Below are 17,244 nucleotides of genomic sequence, written 5' to 3' on the forward strand. Positions count from 1 at the left end.
CCGCTTCACTCGCCACCCGATCAGTTTCACAGGATACGAGCCGGTGCCTCGGGAGCGACACGGAATGCCGCCGGTAGGCTCGCGCCCCATGATGTCGATGGACGGGCTGAGCGACCTGTGGGACACGCTGTTCGGCGCGCAGCCGGACCCGCCCGCGCTGCTGGTGCTGATCACCGCTGCCGTCGCGCTGGTGGTGGTCTCCACCCGGTTGCCGTGGCGGATCGCCCGTAACGCCATCACCATCGCGCACGAGGGTGGGCACGCTCTGGTCGCCCTGCTCACCGGTCGGAAGCTGCGCGGCATCCGGCTGCACTCGGACACGTCCGGGCTGACGCTCTCCGCCGGTCGTCCCACCGGGCCGGGAATGATCCTCACCCTGCTCGCCGGGTACGTCGCCCCGCCGTTGGTCGGGCTGGCCGGCGCCTGGCTGCTCGGCGGCAACCGAATCACCCTTTTGCTCTGGGTGGCGGTGGCGCTGCTGCTGGCCATGCTCGTCATGATCCGCAACGCCTTCGGCGTGGTGTCGCTGCTGGTCACCGGTGCGCTGGTGTTCGCCGTCTCGTGGTACGCATCGCCGCAGGTCCAGGCCGCGTTCGCGTACACCGGGGTGTGGTTCCTGCTGCTCGGCGGGGTGCGGCCGGTGGTGGAGCTGCAACGGCTGCGCTCGCGCGGCCGGATGCCCGCCTCCGACGCCGATCAGCTCGCCGGGCTGACCCCGTTCCCGGCGATCTTCTGGGTGACGGTCTTCGCCCTGATCAACCTGGCCGCCCTGGTTGCCGGCGCGCTCCTGCTGGCCGGCCCGCTCCTCACCGATGCCGGCCTGACGGTCTGACCCCCTCCTCCCCGTCCTCCCCGCACGGTCGATCATGGAGTTGTGGTGGGTAGCAAAAGCCGCGAAAACTCCCGGCTCGGGCACCACAACTCCATGATCGACCGGGCTGAGGGCTGGGGCGGCAGAATGAGGGCATGCGATACGTGATCATCGGGGCGGGTGCGGTCGGGGGAACGATCGGCGTGCGGTTGGCCGAGGCAGGCCGGGACGTGACCCTGGTGGCCCGTGGGGCGCACCTCGACGTGATCCGGGAGCGGGGTCTGACCCTGCGGCAGCCCGACGGCGAGGTCACCGCCCGGCTCGCCGCGACGGACGGGCCCGGCGACGAGCCCTTGCCGGCGGACACGGTGCTGATCCTCACCGTCAAGTCGCAGGACACCGCCGGCGCGCTGGCCGCCTGGGTGGACGCGCCGGTGGCGGGCGGTGGTACGGCCGGTGAGCGGCTGCCGTTGGTGACCGCCCAGAACGGGGTGGCGAACGAGCGGGCCGCCCTGCGCCTCTTTGCCGACGTGCACCCGGTCTGCGTCTGGCTGCCCGCCACCCACCTGGACCCGGGCGTGGTGGTGGCCAACGGCTACCCACACCCGGGGATGCTCCACATCGGTCGCTACCCCAGCGGCGCCGACGACACCGACCGGGTGATCGCCGCCGACCTGGACGCTGCCGGCTTCGTCGCCCCGGTTCGCGCGGACGTCATGCGCTGGAAGTACGGCAAGCTGCTCAGCAATCTCGGCAACGGTCTGCAGGCGTTGCTCGGCCGGGACATCCCGGACGAGTTGGCCGAGCGGGTACGCGCCGAAGGTGTCGCCGCGTTCGCCGCCGCCGGGATCGCGCACACCACACCGGAGGAGGAGAAGGCCGAGCGCGGTGACCTGGTCGGGCAGCGCCCGGTCGACGGCGAGGCCCGTTCCGGTGGCTCCACCTGGCAGAGTCTGGCCCGGGGCACCGGCACGACCGAGGTCGACCACCTCAACGGGGAGGTCGCGCTGCTCGGCCGGCTGCACGGCGTACCGACTCCGGCCAACGTCGCCGTCCAGCGGGCGGTACGCCGGGCGGTCCGGGAGCGGATCGCGGCCGGCGCGTTCCCGCTCGCCGAGATGGAGAAGATGATCGCCTGATCGGGGCAACCGACGGCCCTGTCCGGTGCGTGTTCCCAGCGACCGACACGGGGAGGTAGCGGGTGCCGGACGTCGACGGGTTCGACGAGTTCTACCGGGGGAGCCGGCAACGGCTGCTCGGGTTCGTCTACGTGCTCACCGGCGACCGGGGCGAGGCGCAGGACGCCGTGCAGGAGGCGTACATCCGGGCGTGGCAGCGCTGGTCCACGGTCAGCGGCTACGACGACCCGGAGGCGTGGGTGCGGGTGGTCGCCAGCCGGATCGCCGTCAGCAGGTGGCGCAGCCTGCGCAGCCGGGCCCGCGCGTACCTGCGGCACGGCGCCACCGAGACCGTCCCCGGCCCGGGCACCGACACCGTCGAAGTGGTCGCCGCCCTGCGTCGGCTGCCCGAGGAGCAACGCGTCGCCATCGCCCTCTACTACCTGATGGGTATGCCGGTCGCCGAGGTGGCACGGGAGACCGAAGCCCCGGTGGGCACCGTCAAGGCCCGACTCTCCCGGGGGCGTGCCGCGCTCGCCGGGCTGCTCGCCGTCTCTGACCTGGAGGAGGCCACCGATGCATGACGACCTGACGTTCGTCGAACAGGTCCAGCGGGACCTTCAGGACGTGCGGTGGCCCGGTCCGGAGGAGATCCGTGCCCAGGCCCGCCGACGCAGCCAGCGCAGAATCGTGGCGGCCACCGCCGTACTGGCCCTCGCCGGGGTTGCCGGCGTGGCGGTCGCTGCTCCGCGGCAATCTCCGTCAACGAGCGCGCCAGCCGCCGCACCGACGCGCGGTGAGATCACCGCCGACGCACTGTTGCAGCCGGCCGACCTGGCCCAACCGGTCGGCGTGCAGCTCGGCGAATCGGGGCTGGGGGAGCCGGTCCGGCTGGAGGACATGCTCGGTTACTGCCGGACCAGTCAGGCGCTACCGGAGGGCTGGCAGATCTCGCGTTGGTCCCGCTCGCAGACCCTGCTGCGGGAGCACCCGCCGGGCGTCCAGGAGGATCGGCGGGTACTGGTCATGCAGGATCTCTTCCGGCTGACGCCGGAGGCGGCCACCCAGGTCTTCGCCAGTCTGGACGACCTTGTCGCGCCCTGTGCCGAATGGCTCAGCGTGGGGCCGATCCTGACGGCAGGAGGCACCCGCACGGCAGAAGCGCTGCACCGGTGGTCGGTGGCGCAGCGGGGCTTCGCCGGGGACGACGCCGCCATCCTGCGGGACTCGCTCACCGCCCCCCGGGACGTGCAGACCGGGCAGCCGCTCGCCGACGATCCGTCGCCGATCCTGCTGGCGGTCGTCCGGGTGGGCGACACCGTCTCGGTGCTCCGCCTCGGCTACGAGAGCACCGAGGCGGAACTCATGCAGCTTGCCGTGGTGGCGGCGGCCCGGATGTGCGCCGCCGCCAACCCGCCCTGCTGAAGAAGACCTGGCCCAGGCGGCGATGATCCGCACAACATCAGGGATGTTGGTGCCTCGTAAGGCCCGGAGGCAGCAACATCCGTGAAGTTGCGCGGATCAAGCCGGCGCGAGCCACGTGCGCGGATCATCGCCGGCGCAGGTCGGGCTCAGAGCGGGATGTTGCCGTGCTTCTTCGGGGGCAGGGTCTCCCGCTTGGTACGCAGGACGCGCAGCGCCCGCACGATCTGGGTACGCGTCTCGTGCGGCGGGATCACCGCGTCGACGTACCCGCGTTCGGCGGCCACGTACGGGTTGGCCAGGGTGTCCTCGTACTCGGCGATCTTCTCGGCCCGGACCGCGGCCGGGTCGTCCGCGCCGGCCAGCTCGGAGCGGTAGAGGATGTTGACCGCACCCTGCGCGCCCATCACGGCGATCTGGGCGGTGGGCCACGCGAAGTTGAGGTCTGCGCCGAGGTGCTTGGAGCCCATCACGTCGTACGCCCCGCCGTACGCCTTGCGGGTGATCACGGTGACCTTGGGGACTGTCGCCTCGGCGTACGCGTAGATGAGCTTGGCGCCCCGGCGGATGATGCCGTCCCACTCCTGGCCGGTGCCGGGCAGGAAGCCGGGCACGTCCACGAAGGTCAGCACCGGGATGTTGAACGCGTCGCAGGTACGGACGAACCGGGCGGCCTTCTCCGAGGCGGCGATGTCCAGGGTGCCGGCGAAGTGCATCGGCTGGTTCGCGACCACGCCCACCGGCCGCCCCTCGACCCGGCCGTAGCCGACCACGATGTTCTGCGCGTAGAGCGGTTGGACCTCGAGGAAGTCCCCGTCGTCGAGGACGTGCTCGATCACCGTGTGGATGTCGTACGGCTGGTTGGCGGAGTCTGGGATCAGCGTGTCCAGCTCGCGGTCCTCGTCGGTGATCTCTAGATCCGCCGGCGCCTCGAACACCACCGGCTCGTCGAGGTTGTTCGACGGCAGGTACGACAGCAGCGCCTTCACGTAGTCGACCGCGTCCTCCTCGTCGCTGGCGAGGTAGTGCGCGTTGCCGCTGCGGGAGTTGTGCGTACGGGCTCCGCCCAGTTCCTCCATGCCGACGTCTTCGCCGGTCACCGTCTTGATGACATCGGGTCCGGTGATGAACATGTGCGAGGTCTGGTCGACCATCACGGTGAAGTCGGTGACCGCGGGGGAGTAGACCGCGCCGCCGGCGCAGGGCCCCATCACCAGCGAGATCTGTGGGATGACACCGGAGGCCCGTACGTTGCGGAAGAAGATCTCCCCGTAGAGGCCGAGCGAGACCACGCCCTCCTGGATGCGTGCGCCGCCGGAGTCGTTGATGCCGACGACCGGGCAGCCGATCTTCATGGCCAGGTCCATCACCTTGACGATCTTCTCGCCGAAGACCTCGCCGAGTGAGCCACCGAAGACCGTGAAGTCCTGTGCGAAGACGCACACCTGCCGGCCGTCCACCGTGCCGTAGCCGGTGACCACACCGTCGCCGTAGGGGCGGTTCTTCTCCAGCCCGAAGGCCGTGGACCGGTGCCGGGCGAGCTCGTCCAGCTCGACGAAGGAGCCCTCGTCGAGCAGCATCTCGATCCGCTCGCGGGCGGTCCTCTTGCCGCGCGCGTGCTGCTTCTCGACCGCGCGGGCCGACCCGGCGTGCACCGCCTCGTCGACCCGGCGCTCCAGGTCCGCCAGCTTGCCCGCGGTGCTGTGGATGTTGGTCCCGGTCTCGGTAGTCACCCAGGGAATATAACGATGGTTCAGGTGGGTGCCGCTGTGCAGTACGCCTCAGTGCCGACGGGACGACCGCCGTAGGCTGACGGGATGTCGGGCTCCCCGTACACCAATCTGGATCGCCCGCCGCTGTCGGCGGCCCGGCTGCGCCGCGCGTTGGTCGCGCCGGACGGACCGTGGGCCCGCCTGGAGCTGCGCACCGAGACCGGCTCCACCAACGCCGACGTGGCCGAGGCCGCCCGGGTCGGCGAGCCCGAGGGCCTGGTCGTGGTCGCCGAGCAGCAGACCGCCGGGCGTGGCCGACGCGGTCGGGTCTGGCAGTCGCCGGCGAGGGCCGGCATCACCACCAGCGTGCTGCTGCGGCCCGGGGAGGCCGTGCCGGACCGCGGTTGGCTACCGGTGCCACCCACGGGGTACGGGTGGCTGCCGTTGCTGGCCGGCGTGGCGCTGGTGGAGGCGGTGGCCCGGTTGGCCGAGCTGGAGGCCTCCCTGAAGTGGCCCAACGACCTGCTGATCGACGACGCGAAGTGCGCGGGCGTGTTGGCCGAGGTGGTGCCTGGCCGTGCACCGGAGGAGCCGGCGGCCATCGTGCTCGGCATCGGGCTCAACGTGACGCTGCGTGCGGACGAGCTGCCGGTGAATCCGACCGGACTGCCGGCCACGTCGCTGCAGTTGGCCGGCGCGGCGGCCACCGACCGGGACCCGCTGCTGCGGGCGCTGCTGCGCTCGGTGGCCGAGTGGTACGACAGGTGGCGCTCGGCGGGCGGTGACGCGGTGGCCAGCGGCCTGCGGGACGCCTACCTGGCAGCCTGCTCGACGGTCGGTCGTGAGGTGCGCGTCCTGCTTCCCGACGGTGAGGTGCTGACCGGCAGCGCGACCGGGGTGGACCGGGACGGCCAACTCCAGGTCGCCACCGCCACGACCACCCGCACCCTGGCCGCGGGTGACGTCCTCCACCTGCGCTGATCGCACGACCGGCGTCGAACGCACGACGGCCGCGACCGGCCGCCCACTTTGCAAGATCGTGAAGAGTGGGGTGGGGCCGCGTGGCGGATGTTGTGGTGGGCTCTGGGGGGTTTACGGTCTGCGCGTCGAGAAGATGGCGTTGGAGGTTCCCCGTGGCGTTTCCCGAAGACGTGCTCACCAAGGACGAGCATGTCGTGCTGCACCTACATCCGCACTGGAAGGCACTGATCCGGCCGATCGTGGTGCTGGTGCTGGCGATCGCCGCGGTGGTGGTCGGTGTGCTCCTGCTGCCCGAGAGCAGCGGCGGTTCGATCGCGCTGGCCGTGATCGGCGTGATCGCCCTGGCAGCGGTGCTGTGGCTGGGTCTGTGGCCGTTCCTGGTCTGGCGTACCACCCATTACCTGTTCACCAACGAGCGTGTGCTGTTGCAGCAGGGTGTCTTCTCCCGGGACCGGCGGGACCTCCCGCTCACCCGGATCAACGACCACTCGATGAACCAGCACTTCTTCGAGCGTCTGCTGGGCTGCGGCACGCTCACCATCGAGTCGGCGGGCGAGCGCGGCCAGTCGGTGCTGGCCGACGTGCCGGGGGTAAGCCGCGTGCAGACCACCCTCTACGAGTTGGTCGAGGCGCAGCACGACAAGCACTCGCTGGGCGACGGGGAGATGCGCGACATCCTGGCCGACATGCGCGAGGGTAAGCCGCTGCGCGACACCACGACCTGATCGTCCGGAACGACCGAGACCCGCCCTGGCCGAAGTCGGGGCGGGTCAGTCGTATGGTTCGACAGGGGCGCTCGGGGGCCCGTCCGCGCTGGTTGCCGACGTCGGGTTGGCGGGCACCTCGGCCGCAGCCGGGCCCTCGTCGGGCACCTCGGCCCCGGGTGCGCCAGATTCGGGCAGGTCGGCGGCGGGAGGTTCGCCCTCGGTCGGTCGCGCGGCGAACCAGCCACGGAACCGGGTGCGCAGCACCTCCTGCTCGGGCCGGTCGTCCGGGCCGAGGCGGAGCATGGTGCCGGTGAGGCTGACGGTGCCGAGCCCCGGCCGGGCGGTGGACGGTCGGGCGCCCATCACGTCGACCCGGACGGCGAGCCGGTCGCCAGCGCGTACGGGAGCGAGCCAGCGCAGCTCCTCCAGGCCGGGAGAGGCGTCCGCAGCCGCCCGGGACAGCAGATGGTCGACGTAGGCGCGCATGAACAGGCTGACCGTGTAGAAGCCGCTGGCGATCAAGCCGCCGTGCCGGCTCTCCCCGGCCAGCTCGGGGTCGACGTGGTACCACTGCGGGTCGAATCGGCGGGCGAACGCGACCATCTCGTCGCCGTCCACGGTGACCACGCCGAGATCGACGGTGAGCCCGGGGACCAGATCCTCGAAGAACAGCTCGGCGGGTTGCCCGGTGCCGGAGCGCGCGGCGGGTGGCGTCACCGGCGGGGCGAGCGGCGGGTGCCGACGTGCAGCTCTGCGGCGAGTTCCGCGCCCAGGTCGGCAGCGGGGCTCACGCTCAGCCGCGTGGGCCGCCCCTGCATGGGAGCGCCGGGAGGTGGGTCGCCGCGGCGGGCGGACTCCGCCTCCTCCAACTCGGTGACGGACTCGGCGAGTTCGGCGACCGGGTCCATCTCCGCCATGGTGTCCCACTCGTCGCGTGGGAGGCCGTGCCAGGTGGAGTCCGACTCCTTGTCGTCGTCCTCGACAGCGCTGACAGGCTGGAAGACGAAGGTCCGGTAGGACCAGAACCGGAACAGCGTGGCGAGCAGGACGCCGACGGTCTTGGCCACGTTCAGTGCCAGCAGGCCGTGTACGCCGAGCCCGTACTTGGCTGCGGCCACCGCACCGAGCTCGATGAGCAGACCAGCGCCGTTGAATAGGAAGAAAAGGACGTACTCTCGCCGAAGTGCCGATTTCGGACGATCCCGGTACGTCCAGTGCCGATTCATGAGGTACGACGTGATCGTGGCGACGATGGTCGCGATCACTGTTGCCTTCAACTGACCATTGACGAAAACGGTCAGTGCAAGGGCATTGAACACCGCGTAATTGATGACGGTGTTGATGCCGCCGACGATGCCGAACTTGAGCGCCTCGTGGATGAACTTCTGCCAGCGCTCAGGCAGCAGACGGACAAGACGCATGCGAAACACCTTAGGGCAGTCGTGGCGGCCGGCGATCACCGACCGAACAGGGTGGGCGGCAGGTCACGCCCCGTGGTCACGGTCCGGCATGACCTGCGGAAGGGTCGGGGTTCCCGCTTCGACGAAGACGAACCGCCGGTACGACCAGAATCGGAACAGCGTGCCGAGCCCGGTGCCGACGATGTAGCTGGCCACGTTGTCGGCCAGGCGCGTCTCGAACACGGCCGGCCAGACGCTGCCGAGGCCGTACCGACTGATCGCGAGGCAGGCCACCGCTATGCCGAGGCCGACCGCGTTGAAGAGGAAGAACAGCGCGTACTCCCGTGCCGGGTTGTTGCGCTGACGGTGGCGCCACGTCCAGAACCTGTTGCCCAGGAAGGCGACGGAGGCCGCGATCACCGTGGAGATCGTTTTCGCCGTCAACTCTTCCACGCCGCGACTGCTCGTCAGGTAGTTGAAGAGCGCGAAGTCGATGAGGAAGGCGATGCCGCCCACGGTGGCGAACTTGCTCATCTCGCGGACGAGGTGACCGAAACGGTCCAGCAGTTTGCCGACCAGGCCCGGTCGGGTCTGCCGGGGACCCGGTTGCTCCCCGGTCATCGTGGCGGCCACAGGGCGAGCCTACCGGCTGTGGACCGGTCGGCGGGGTAGCAACGGCGAGCGGGTGGGGTCGCACACGGGAGCCCAGCGCCGTGTGCGGAACGGTTGAACGCAGCGTAACCAATTGGGAGGACTGTCGCGGCCCGGAACGGGAATCCACGCTCCGGTCGGCGGGGCATGTCCACGGCCCGACCGCAACAAGAGTCCGCCGGGGTGCACAACAAGATTTGCGTGAAACTGCGCGGGAAAGCGGGTAATAGCTCGTGATGCCGCAGCGTAGCCATAGCTTGTGCAGTTCTTCACAACCAGTCCCACTGACTCGGAAGGCTGTCCGGTTTACGCTGAGGCCAATCCCAGGTTTCCACGAAGGCGACGCATCGCGCCGCTGAGTCTCGTGCATCCCATAGATCGGTCAGCGTCGACCACAAGGAGATGTGTCATGGTTGCTCCGGCTGTTGTGCGGGGTATCGATCAGGCCCCGACGTCCCACCCGAAACTGCTCGCCTGGGTCCGTGAGGTCGCGGAACTGACCACCCCCGACCGTGTCGTCTGGGTGGACGGGTCCGACGAGGAGTGGCGCCGCCTCACCGATGAGCTGGTCGAGGCCGGCACGCTGGTCCGGCTCAACCCGGAGAAGAAGCCCAACTCCTTCTACGCGCGTACCGACCCGACGGACGTCGCCCGGGTCGAGGAACGCACCTACATCTGCTCCGTCGACGAGGCGGACGCCGGCCCCACCAACAACTGGATGGCGCCGGCCGAGATGAAGCGGACGATGACGGATCTGTACCGGGGCTCGATGCGCGGTCGCACCATGTACGTCATTCCGTTCGTGATGGGTCCGGTCGAGGCCGAGTCTCCGATGTTCGGTGTCGAGATCACCGACAGCCCGTACGTGGTCGCCTCGATGCGCATCATGACGCGGATGGGCGCCCGGGTCCTCGAGGCGATGGGTGACGACGCGGACTTCGTGCACGCTCTGCACTCGATCGGTGCACCACTCGCGCCCGGTCAGCAGGACGTCGCCTGGCCGTGCAACGAGACCAAGTACATCTCGCACTTCCCGGAGACCCGGGAGATCTGGTCGTACGGATCGGGGTACGGCGGCAACTCGCTGCTCGGCAAGAAGTGCTACTCCCTGCGGATCGCCAGCGTGATGGGCCGGGACGAGGGCTGGCTCGCCGAGCACATGCTGATCCTCAAGATCACCTCGCCGGAGGGTCGGGTCTACCACATCGCCGGCGCGTTCCCCTCCGCCTGCGGCAAGACCAACCTTGCCATGGTCGAGCCGACCATCCCGGGTTGGAAGGTCGAGACCATCGGTGACGACATCGCCTGGATGCGGTTCGGCCCGGATGGTCGCCTGTACGCGGTCAACCCGGAGTACGGCCTCTTCGGTGTCGCGCCCGGCACCGACTGGAAGACCAACGCCAACGCCATGCGCACCCTGGACCGGGGCAACTCGGTCTTCACCAACGTCGGCCTCACCGACGACGGCGACGTCTGGTGGGAGGGCATGGGGGAGCCGCCGGCGCACCTGATCGACTGGAAGGGCAACGACTGGACGCCGGAGAGCGACAGCCTCTCCTCCCACGCGAACAGCCGGTTCTGCACCCCGATCACCCAGTGCCCCATCCTCGCCGACGAGTACTTCGACCCGAACGGCGTGCCGATCGACGCCATCCTCTTCGGTGGCCGCCGCAAGGACACCGTCCCGCTGGTGACCGAGGCCCGCGACTGGGTGCACGGCGTCTACATGGGTGCCACGCTCTCCTCGGAGACCACCGCGGCCGCGTCCGGTGCGGTCGGCGTGGTCCGCCGCGACCCGATGGCGATGCTGCCGTTCATCGGTTACCACGCCGGGGACTACTTCCGGCACTGGATCGAGATGGGCAAGGGCGCCGACGGCGACGAGGCGAAGCTGCCGAAGATCTACTACGTCAACTGGTTCCGTAAGGACCCGGACGGCTCGTTCCTCTGGCCGGGCTTCGGGGAGAACTCCCGGGTGCTCAAGTGGATCGTCGAGCGGATCGAGGGCTCGGCCGACGCGGTCGAGACCCCGGTGGGCATGGTCCCCGCGCCGGACGCGCTGGACGTCGAGGGTCTGGACATGACCCCGGAGGACGTCCGGATCGCTCTGAAGGTCGACCCGGACGAGTGGCGCAACGAGCTGCCCATGATCACCGAGTGGTTCGAGAAGTTCGGTGACAAGCTGCCCGGCGTGCTCTGGGCCGAGCTGGACGCGCTGCGCGCGCGCCTGGACGCCGCGCAGCCGCAGCGCTAGGTGTGAAGACCGCCCCCTGCGGGCATCATCGGATCCCATGAGGACGGCCGCCGAGACCCAGGTCCGGCGGCCGTCCGCCGTCCGGGTGCTCACCATCCTGCTCGCGACGACGGCGGCGGCGACCGTCGTGGTCGAGCTGCTCAACTGGTGGTACGCCCCGGAGCAGGGCTTCGGGCTCGCCGTACGGACCGGCTGGGCGATGCTGCGCTCGTTCGGCTTCCTGCTGCTGATCGGGCACGTCCGGCGGGGCCGCACGGTGGCCCGCCCGTTCGGGCTGATCCTCGCGGTCACCACGATCTTCGCGGTCGGTCGACTCATCGTGCCCCGGCAGGGAGTGCCGCCGCTGCCCGGCCTACTCGGTTTCGCCGTGCTCACCGCGCTCTGCGCCGCTGTGGTCTTGCTGCTCTACCGCTCGTCGGCGCTGGCCGGGCACCTGGTCCGGCACAGGCCCCGGATCGTCATCGACCGGGCCGGCATCTCCTGGCGGGAGACCCCTCCGCGCCGACCGCAGGCCAACGCCTGGCTGTTGACCAGCCGGGTGGCGGCGTTCACCTACAGCCCGCTGATGCTGGTGCCAGCTCTGGTGGCCGGGGGATCCATCCTGGACGGGCGGCTGAGCGCGGTACCGGCAGTGCTGTTCTGGTTTGGGGCGGGCATCGCCGCCAGCTACGCCGTGCTGTTCTGCACCGCGTTCCTGATGCGGGGCAAGGACTGGGCGCGTGGCCTGCTGGTCGCCGTCACGGTCGCCGTACTCGCTGTGGACCTGCCGCTGTGCTGGTGGCTGCTGGGCGTGGACGGCCTGGTCCGCGACGGCGGCCCGCTGGTCGCTGCCGCGGCGCTGGCTCTCTACGGCCTGCGTCGGGCCACCCGCGCCCCCGACGCCGCCCGACCCGAACGTCAACCCTGACCACGGCGGGTCCCGCACCGACGCCGCTGGATGCCGACCCGTCGGCCGACCACGGCCCAGCCCTTGCCATTCCCCCCTTTGCTCTGCATTCCTATAGGCGCCGGTCGCGGACGGTAACCGTCGCCTCCGCGGGTGCAGAGCAAAGGGGGCGGGTGAGACCTGCCGGGCCGGTGCGGGAGCGGTCGTCAGGGGCGGACAGGGGGCAGGATGACGGATGGCGTCGGTCACAGCGGTCGGCGTCGGGGCGGCTGCGGAGATTGTCGGTCCGGCCGACCGCAAGGCCGACCGCGTCGTCGTCGGCAGCGGCAGCGCCGGCTCGGACTGGAGGGAGGCGCGGTGAGCGACGAGTTCGACGTGGTGGTGGTGGGAGCCGGGCCGGCGGGGGCGGCCGCCGCGCTGACCGCTCGCCGGGCGGGCGCCAGCGTGCTGCTGCTGGACCGGGCCGACTTCCCCCGAGACAAGGCGTGCGGGGACGGGATCGCCGCGCACTCGGTGGACGTGCTCGCCGAGCTGGGGGTGACCGAGGCGGTTGCGGGCTACGCCCCGCTGCCCGCGTTACGCATGATCGCGCCGGGTGGCGGTGCCGTGGCCCGGGCGCTGCCCCGACCCGCGTACACAGTGCCGCGGGAGGTTTTCGACGCGCGTCTCGTGGCGGCTGCCGTGGCGGCCGGCGCCCAGCTGCGTCGGCACACAGTGCGCCGGGTCGAGCCGCGCGCCGACCGGGTGGTGCTCGACGGGGAGCTGTCCGGGAGGGTGGTGGTGGGCGCGGATGGCGCCGGGTCGGTGGTGCGGCGTGCCCTCGGCCACCCACAGAATCCCGACCGGCACCTCGCGCTGGCCATCCGGGGGTACGCCCCGGCTCTGCCCGGCCCGTCCGAGCAGCTCATCGTCACCTCGCAGGCACGCTGGCCGGCGTACGCCTGGTCGTTCCCCATCGGTGACGGACGGGCCAACGTCGGATACGGGGAGGTGCTGCGCGGTGAGCCGTTGAGCCGGTCCTACCTGCTGGACCGGCTGGCCGCGCTGCTGCCCGGCACCGACCTGGCAACGGTGACCGCGTTGCGTGCCCACCATCTGCCCCTGTCCACCCATCGGCCGGCTCCGGGTCGGGGTCGCACGCTGCTGGCCGGGGACGCCCTGTCGTTGATCAATCCGTTCACCGGGGAGGGCATCTTCTACGCGCTGCTCTCCGGTGCGCTTGCCGGCGCGGCGGCGGCCCGGGCACCTGAGGAGGCCGCCGCCCGCTACGCCCACGGACTGCGTCGTCGCCTCGGCACCCACCTGCGGCACAGCTCGTTCGCCGCCTGGTTGGCGCGGCGACGGCGGGTGGTGGACGGAGCGGTCCGGGCTGCCCGTCGGGACGACCGGGTGTTCTACGACGTGGTCGAGCTGGGTCTGGGTGACGGGCGTCTCAATGCGCGCACACTGGCGATGATCGGCATCGGTCTGGCCGGGCGGGGTGGGGCTCCGAGGCAGTGATCTGGACGAAGGGTCGCTACGCTGCAAGGTGATGACGCTGCGGAACCTTATCTACTCCGTGTACGAGCGCCGGCTCACGGCGAAGCTCGCCGGTAAGCCGGTGCCCCGCCACGTCGGGGTGATGTGCGACGGCAACCGCCGCTGGGCGAGGGAGATGGGCTTCGTCGACCCCAACGACGGGCACCGGGTTGGCGCGGCGAAGATCAAGCACGTTCTCGGCTGGTGCGACCAGGCCGGCGTCGGGCACGTCACCCTCTACCTGCTGGCCACCGACAACCTCCGCCGTCCGGCCAGTGAGCTGGACCCACTCCTCAAGATCATTGAGGACCTGGTGGTGGAGCTGGCGGAGGAGGGCAACCCCTGGCGGCTGCGCATCGTCGGGGCGCTCGACCTGCTGCCGGCGCAGACCGCGGCGGCGCTCAAGGGCGCCGAGGAGCGCACGCGCGAGCGCAGCGGCGGCGCGGAGGTCAACATCGCGGTGGGGTACGGCGGTCGCCGGGAGATCACCGACGCGGTCCGCTCGCTGCTGCTGGAGCATGCCGCCGCCGGCGGCACGCTCGAGGAGCTGGCCGAGGTGCTGGACGTCGAGCACATCTCGGAGCACCTCTACACCCGCGGCCAGCCCGACCCTGACCTGGTCATCCGCACCAGCGGTGAGCAGCGACTGTCCGGCTTCATGCTCTGGCAGTCCGCGCACTCGGAGTTCTACTTCTGCGAACTCAACTGGCCGGATTTCCGGCACATCGACTTCCTGCGGGCGCTGCGCTCGTACGCCACCAGGCAACGCCGCTACGGCGCCTGAGCGGGCCGAGACGCGACCGTCGCCAGCCTGGCGGGGCCACACCCGCCAGGCTGGTGGGGTCAGGGCAGGTGGGTCAGTGCCCGGGTGAGGAAGTCGCCAAGAGCCGCCGGCGACTCGATCGTCAGGTCGGCGGCGTTGGCCACCTCCTGACCGGTCTCCGGGTTGGCCACCGCCACGCAGACGCCGAGGAAGTCAGGGTCGGCGGCGGCGCGGGCGCGCAGCGCGGCGAAGGCCTTGATGTCGGAGACGTCGTCGCCGAAGTACCAGGCGCCGGTGGCGCCCTTGATCGCCTCGCCGATGACCATGCCCTTGTCCCGGTCGACAGGCGGCTTGAGCTCCAGCACCATCCGCCCTGCCTGCACCCGCAACCCCAGCCGGTCGGCCTGCGCCTCCCCCCAGTGCTGCACGGTGGAGCCGAGCTGCGGGGCGGTGCGCCAGTGCAACGCGACGGAGAGCCGCTTGTATTCGACGAGGGTGCCGGGTGGCAGCTCCGCCCGGGCCTGGTCGGCCAGCTCCGCCATGGTCGGCACCCAGGGCAGCGCTGCCGGCTCGGTGACCGTCTCCCCGCCGGAATGGCTGTGCTCTAGCCCGTAGAGGCCGTAGAGGTCCACGCCAGCGAGCCCGCCGAGCTGATCCCGGAGGAACTCGACGGGTCGGGCGGACACGATCGCGACCCGCTGCACGACCGGGGCCAACGCCTCGATCGCGGCCAGCGCCTTGGGTGCCGGGCGAACCGCTGTCGGATCGTCGTCGACGGGCGCGAGCGTCCCGTCGAAGTCGAAGAAGAGCACGGTCCCGGCGGCCCGGCCGGCGGTTGTCCGCCAGACCTGGTCGGCGTTCAACGGGGTCCTCGGCTGCTGATTGCCCAGATTCAACGGCGGCACGCGCGTCAGCGTACCCCGGCGATCGGGGCTCATTCCTGGCCGAGCGGACCCGTTCGGCGGTACGCGATCAGCGTTCGGCGGCTCCCCGTCCGCGCCGGCCGAACGGCACCACCGCCGCCTCCTGGCCGTGGCTCAACAGGTAGCCCTCCACGAACCCGGTGTTGCGATCACCGGTGTGGTTCTCGATCTCGTTGAGCCGTGCCACCAGGAACTCGGTGAGGGCGGTGATCCGATCGTTGAGGCGCTCGTGCAGCTCGGCGACGACGGCCAGGACGACCGCGGTGCCGGCGGCGATGAGCACGAAGAGATTGACGAGCAGCGGAAGTTGCCCGCCGTCGACTGCCAGAGTCACCGCGTTGCCGGTCGCCCACAGTGTCATCGACACGGTCGCGACCACGACTGCCAACCATTTCAGGGTCATGGACAGACCCCTCCTTCTGTCCCGCAGGGCTAGGTTCGGCCTTGTCCCGTCCCCCCGCCGATGACGAGCCCAAGCAGTACGAATAGGGACGCTAGCGTGCCCGTTCCTGCCCCGGAGGTAAACGAATGAACCTGACCAGGCGTTCTTTCGCTATCTGAGGAACTACCCGGCCTGATTGCCCCTTTTTCGGACATCGACCGGCAACGTTGGGCGGTATGCGAGGTATCTAATGGTTTCGCGGATGTGGAACTTCTCCGCGTCCGACACGTTCGGATCGACGAGTCGGCGCAGCAACGCCTCAACGTCGGGGTCCATCGGAGGGGCGGGCTGACCGGTGCGATGACCCGTCGCGGCGCGGTCCCAGCCGAGTGCGGCGAAGGCCGCCGCCGGGTTCAGCCCCAGGCCCTCGCAGAAGGCGACGACCCGCTCGGCCTCCGGGTCGCTGGCCCAGTCGCCCCGGACCCATCGGTTGATGGTCTGTCGGGAGACGCCGGTGCGCCGGGACACCTCGGTGCCGCTCCAGGCCCGGGTCGCCCGTGCCTCGTCCAGGGCGCGCCGCACGAAGGTGGCGAACGCGATCTTCCGCGCATTGGCCGTCTCGGTCACCCCGTGACCGTACGGCCAGCGGGAGGTGAGCGCCCATCCCGGCTCGCCGCTGTCACGCGGACGTGACGGAATCTTCGGATTTCCGGTAAACGATTCGGTGTCGCTGTTGAGGGGTGTCACGCGGGCAGAATAGATGCCCGTAGTGGTCAGCGTAAGGGGACGAAAAGCTGATACTGTCACGCCCATGGGACAATCTACGGTGTGTCACGTGCATGAGACGATTGGTGCTCACATGCGTCACGCCCCCGGTGCCGAGGGGGTGTGGTGACCGAGCTCGCCACCCGCGCCCAGGCCTTCGGGCTGATCGCCGAGGGGGTGGCCGCGGGGCTGACCGCCCCCTGGCGCCTCTACCTTGCCCGAGGCTGCCGTTACCTGTCGCTGAGCGTCGGCGATCGCACCGAGTGGAACGCCTGGCGTACCCATCTCGGCTGCCCTGAGCTGAGCGTCCGGGTCTACGACGCCGGCGGTGAGATCCGCCGTTCCTCGGTGGCCGAGGTCGTGCTCGACGGCTGCCGGATCAGCGTCGAGCTGGTCGAGGAGGTCAGCACCGATGACCTGGACCGGCTGCTCGTCGCGGATCCCACCACGATCGAGCCGGAGGAGCGATGACCCGGCGTCCGAGCGGGGCCGGAGCTGCCCGATGAGCCCGTTCCTCGCGGTCTTCCTCGTCCTGGTGCTCGGTGCCACCAGCTACGCCGCCGGCCGCCTGCACGGTCAGCTCAGTTATCGCATCGGCTACCGCTTCGGCTACCGGCAGGGCTACTTCGACGGCGACCGGGGTGCCTGGAACAGACGTCGTCGCGACGCCCAGGCGGCAATCGCCTCGGCCCTGTCGGTCGCGCCGGCGAGCGTGGCCCGCTCGGCGGGCGCCGTCGCTCCCCGGCCCGGCACCACGTACACCGGCTCGTCGTTCACCGCGCCGGCCGCCCCCATCACCGGGCGGCACCCGACCGGCACGCTCGTCCGACGTACCGGTTGAGGTCGGCCGGCGGGTGCCGTCCCGCCGACCGACGCCACGAACGCGGTGCGTCGTCCGCGGCGGACACGCACCGTCGGGGGTCCCGTCAGACCGGTGACGGTGGCCCCACC

20 protein-coding genes and 1 pseudogene are annotated in these 17,244 nt (G+C 70.7%); 13 read left to right on the top strand and 8 right to left on the bottom strand.

The features are described 5' to 3' along the window. Positions 1-88: 88 nt before the first annotated feature. The 4 genes from ACWCO3_RS00960 to ACWCO3_RS00975 all read left to right on the top strand — a co-directional run bounded on the left by ACWCO3_RS00960 (position 89) and on the right by ACWCO3_RS00975 (position 3,354). Complete coding sequence (locus ACWCO3_RS00960) at positions 89-832, top strand: M50 family metallopeptidase (RefSeq protein WP_145786297.1); 744 nt, start codon at positions 89-91, stop codon at positions 830-832. 134 nt (positions 833-966) lie between these two features. Continuing rightward, positions 967-1,950: a ketopantoate reductase family protein gene (locus tag ACWCO3_RS00965; RefSeq protein WP_450007803.1), complete on the top strand. Its 984-nt coding sequence runs from the start codon at positions 967-969 to the stop codon at positions 1,948-1,950. A gap of 62 nt (positions 1,951-2,012) precedes the next feature. Continuing rightward, positions 2,013-2,513 carry a SigE family RNA polymerase sigma factor gene (locus ACWCO3_RS00970; protein ID WP_145786299.1) on the top strand — a complete coding sequence of 167 codons (501 nt, stop codon included), beginning with the start codon at positions 2,013-2,015 and terminating at the stop codon, positions 2,511-2,513. After that, positions 2,506-3,354: a hypothetical protein gene (locus ACWCO3_RS00975; RefSeq protein WP_145786300.1), complete on the top strand. Its 849-nt coding sequence runs from the start codon at positions 2,506-2,508 to the stop codon at positions 3,352-3,354. The genes ACWCO3_RS00970 and ACWCO3_RS00975 overlap by 8 nt, the downstream gene beginning before the upstream one ends. A gap of 146 nt (positions 3,355-3,500) precedes the next feature. On the opposite strand, the gene ACWCO3_RS00980 is transcribed toward ACWCO3_RS00975, so the two are convergent. Next, positions 3,501-5,084, bottom strand: coding sequence for an acyl-CoA carboxylase subunit beta (locus ACWCO3_RS00980; protein WP_450007806.1), 1,584 nt, complete (start codon positions 5,082-5,084; stop codon positions 3,501-3,503). Between the two features lie 84 nt (positions 5,085-5,168). Between ACWCO3_RS00980 and ACWCO3_RS00985 the strand changes: the two genes are divergently transcribed. After that, positions 5,169-6,044 (top strand): biotin--[acetyl-CoA-carboxylase] ligase, encoded by an 876-nt coding sequence (locus ACWCO3_RS00985; RefSeq protein ID WP_145786302.1) that lies wholly within the window; start codon positions 5,169-5,171, stop codon positions 6,042-6,044. A 152-nt stretch (positions 6,045-6,196) separates the two neighbouring features. Beyond that, positions 6,197-6,769: a PH domain-containing protein gene (locus ACWCO3_RS00990; protein ID WP_145786303.1), complete on the top strand. Its 573-nt coding sequence runs from the start codon at positions 6,197-6,199 to the stop codon at positions 6,767-6,769. 45 nt (positions 6,770-6,814) lie between these two features. On the opposite strand, the gene ACWCO3_RS00995 is transcribed toward ACWCO3_RS00990, so the two are convergent. The 4 genes and pseudogenes from ACWCO3_RS00995 to ACWCO3_RS01010 form a co-directional block, all read right to left on the bottom strand. Continuing rightward, entirely contained in the window at positions 6,815-7,468 is a 654-nt protein-coding gene (locus tag ACWCO3_RS00995) for a MaoC/PaaZ C-terminal domain-containing protein (RefSeq protein ID WP_145786304.1), read from the bottom strand. After that, on the bottom strand, positions 7,465-8,172 hold the full coding sequence (locus ACWCO3_RS01000) for a GtrA family protein (RefSeq protein ID WP_450007822.1): 708 nt from the start codon (positions 8,170-8,172) through the stop codon (positions 7,465-7,467). The genes ACWCO3_RS00995 and ACWCO3_RS01000 overlap by 4 nt, the downstream gene beginning before the upstream one ends. 63 nt (positions 8,173-8,235) lie before the next feature. Beyond that, complete coding sequence (locus tag ACWCO3_RS01005; RefSeq protein WP_145786496.1) at positions 8,236-8,772, bottom strand: GtrA family protein; 537 nt, start codon at positions 8,770-8,772, stop codon at positions 8,236-8,238. A gap of 213 nt (positions 8,773-8,985) precedes the next feature. Continuing rightward, a pseudogene (locus tag ACWCO3_RS01010) lies at positions 8,986-9,075 on the bottom strand (GtrA family protein); the annotation flags it as partial. A gap of 136 nt (positions 9,076-9,211) precedes the next feature. On the opposite strand from ACWCO3_RS01010, the gene ACWCO3_RS01015 reads away from it, so the two are divergent. The 5 genes from ACWCO3_RS01015 (at position 9,212) to ACWCO3_RS01035 (ending at position 14,244) form a co-directional block, all read left to right on the top strand. Beyond that, positions 9,212-11,056, top strand: a complete 1,845-nt coding sequence (locus ACWCO3_RS01015; RefSeq protein ID WP_145786306.1) for a phosphoenolpyruvate carboxykinase (GTP) — start codon at positions 9,212-9,214, stop codon at positions 11,054-11,056. Between the two features lie 37 nt (positions 11,057-11,093). Beyond that, positions 11,094-11,963 (top strand): hypothetical protein, encoded by an 870-nt coding sequence (locus tag ACWCO3_RS01020; RefSeq protein WP_450007810.1) that lies wholly within the window; start codon positions 11,094-11,096, stop codon positions 11,961-11,963. Between the two features lie 214 nt (positions 11,964-12,177). Further along, a complete protein-coding gene (locus tag ACWCO3_RS01025; RefSeq protein ID WP_450007812.1) occupies positions 12,178-12,303 on the top strand; it encodes a hypothetical protein in 126 nt (41 codons plus the stop codon). Then, on the top strand, positions 12,300-13,442 hold the full coding sequence (locus ACWCO3_RS01030) for a geranylgeranyl reductase family protein (protein ID WP_145786308.1): 1,143 nt from the start codon (positions 12,300-12,302) through the stop codon (positions 13,440-13,442). Before ACWCO3_RS01025 ends, ACWCO3_RS01030 begins: the two co-directional genes overlap by 4 nt. 31 nt (positions 13,443-13,473) lie before the next feature. After that, a complete protein-coding gene (locus tag ACWCO3_RS01035; protein ID WP_450007814.1) occupies positions 13,474-14,244 on the top strand; it encodes an isoprenyl transferase in 771 nt (256 codons plus the stop codon). Between the two features lie 59 nt (positions 14,245-14,303). Here the strand turns inward: ACWCO3_RS01035 and otsB are convergent, their stop codons facing one another. The 3 genes from otsB to ACWCO3_RS01050 form a co-directional block, all read right to left on the bottom strand. Further along, a complete protein-coding gene (gene otsB, locus ACWCO3_RS01040) occupies positions 14,304-15,128 on the bottom strand; it encodes a trehalose-phosphatase (protein WP_145786309.1) in 825 nt (274 codons plus the stop codon). Positions 15,129-15,195: 67 nt separating this feature from the next. After that, positions 15,196-15,549 (bottom strand): hypothetical protein, encoded by a 354-nt coding sequence (locus tag ACWCO3_RS01045; RefSeq protein WP_088986342.1) that lies wholly within the window; start codon positions 15,547-15,549, stop codon positions 15,196-15,198. A gap of 162 nt (positions 15,550-15,711) precedes the next feature. Continuing rightward, the gene (locus ACWCO3_RS01050) at positions 15,712-16,155 is read right to left on the bottom strand and encodes an XRE family transcriptional regulator (protein ID WP_145786310.1); all 444 of its coding nucleotides are present in this window, start codon (positions 16,153-16,155) and stop codon (positions 15,712-15,714) included. 264 nt (positions 16,156-16,419) lie between these two features. On the opposite strand from ACWCO3_RS01050, the gene ACWCO3_RS01055 reads away from it, so the two are divergent. Beyond that, entirely contained in the window at positions 16,420-16,764 is a 345-nt protein-coding gene (locus tag ACWCO3_RS01055) for a hypothetical protein (protein ID WP_145786311.1), read from the top strand. 31 nt (positions 16,765-16,795) lie between these two features. Next, complete coding sequence (locus tag ACWCO3_RS01060) at positions 16,796-17,134, top strand: hypothetical protein (RefSeq protein WP_145786312.1); 339 nt, start codon at positions 16,796-16,798, stop codon at positions 17,132-17,134. Positions 17,135-17,244: the final 110 nt, after the last annotated feature.

Source organism: Micromonospora sp. NPDC002411 (genome assembly GCF_053592955.1).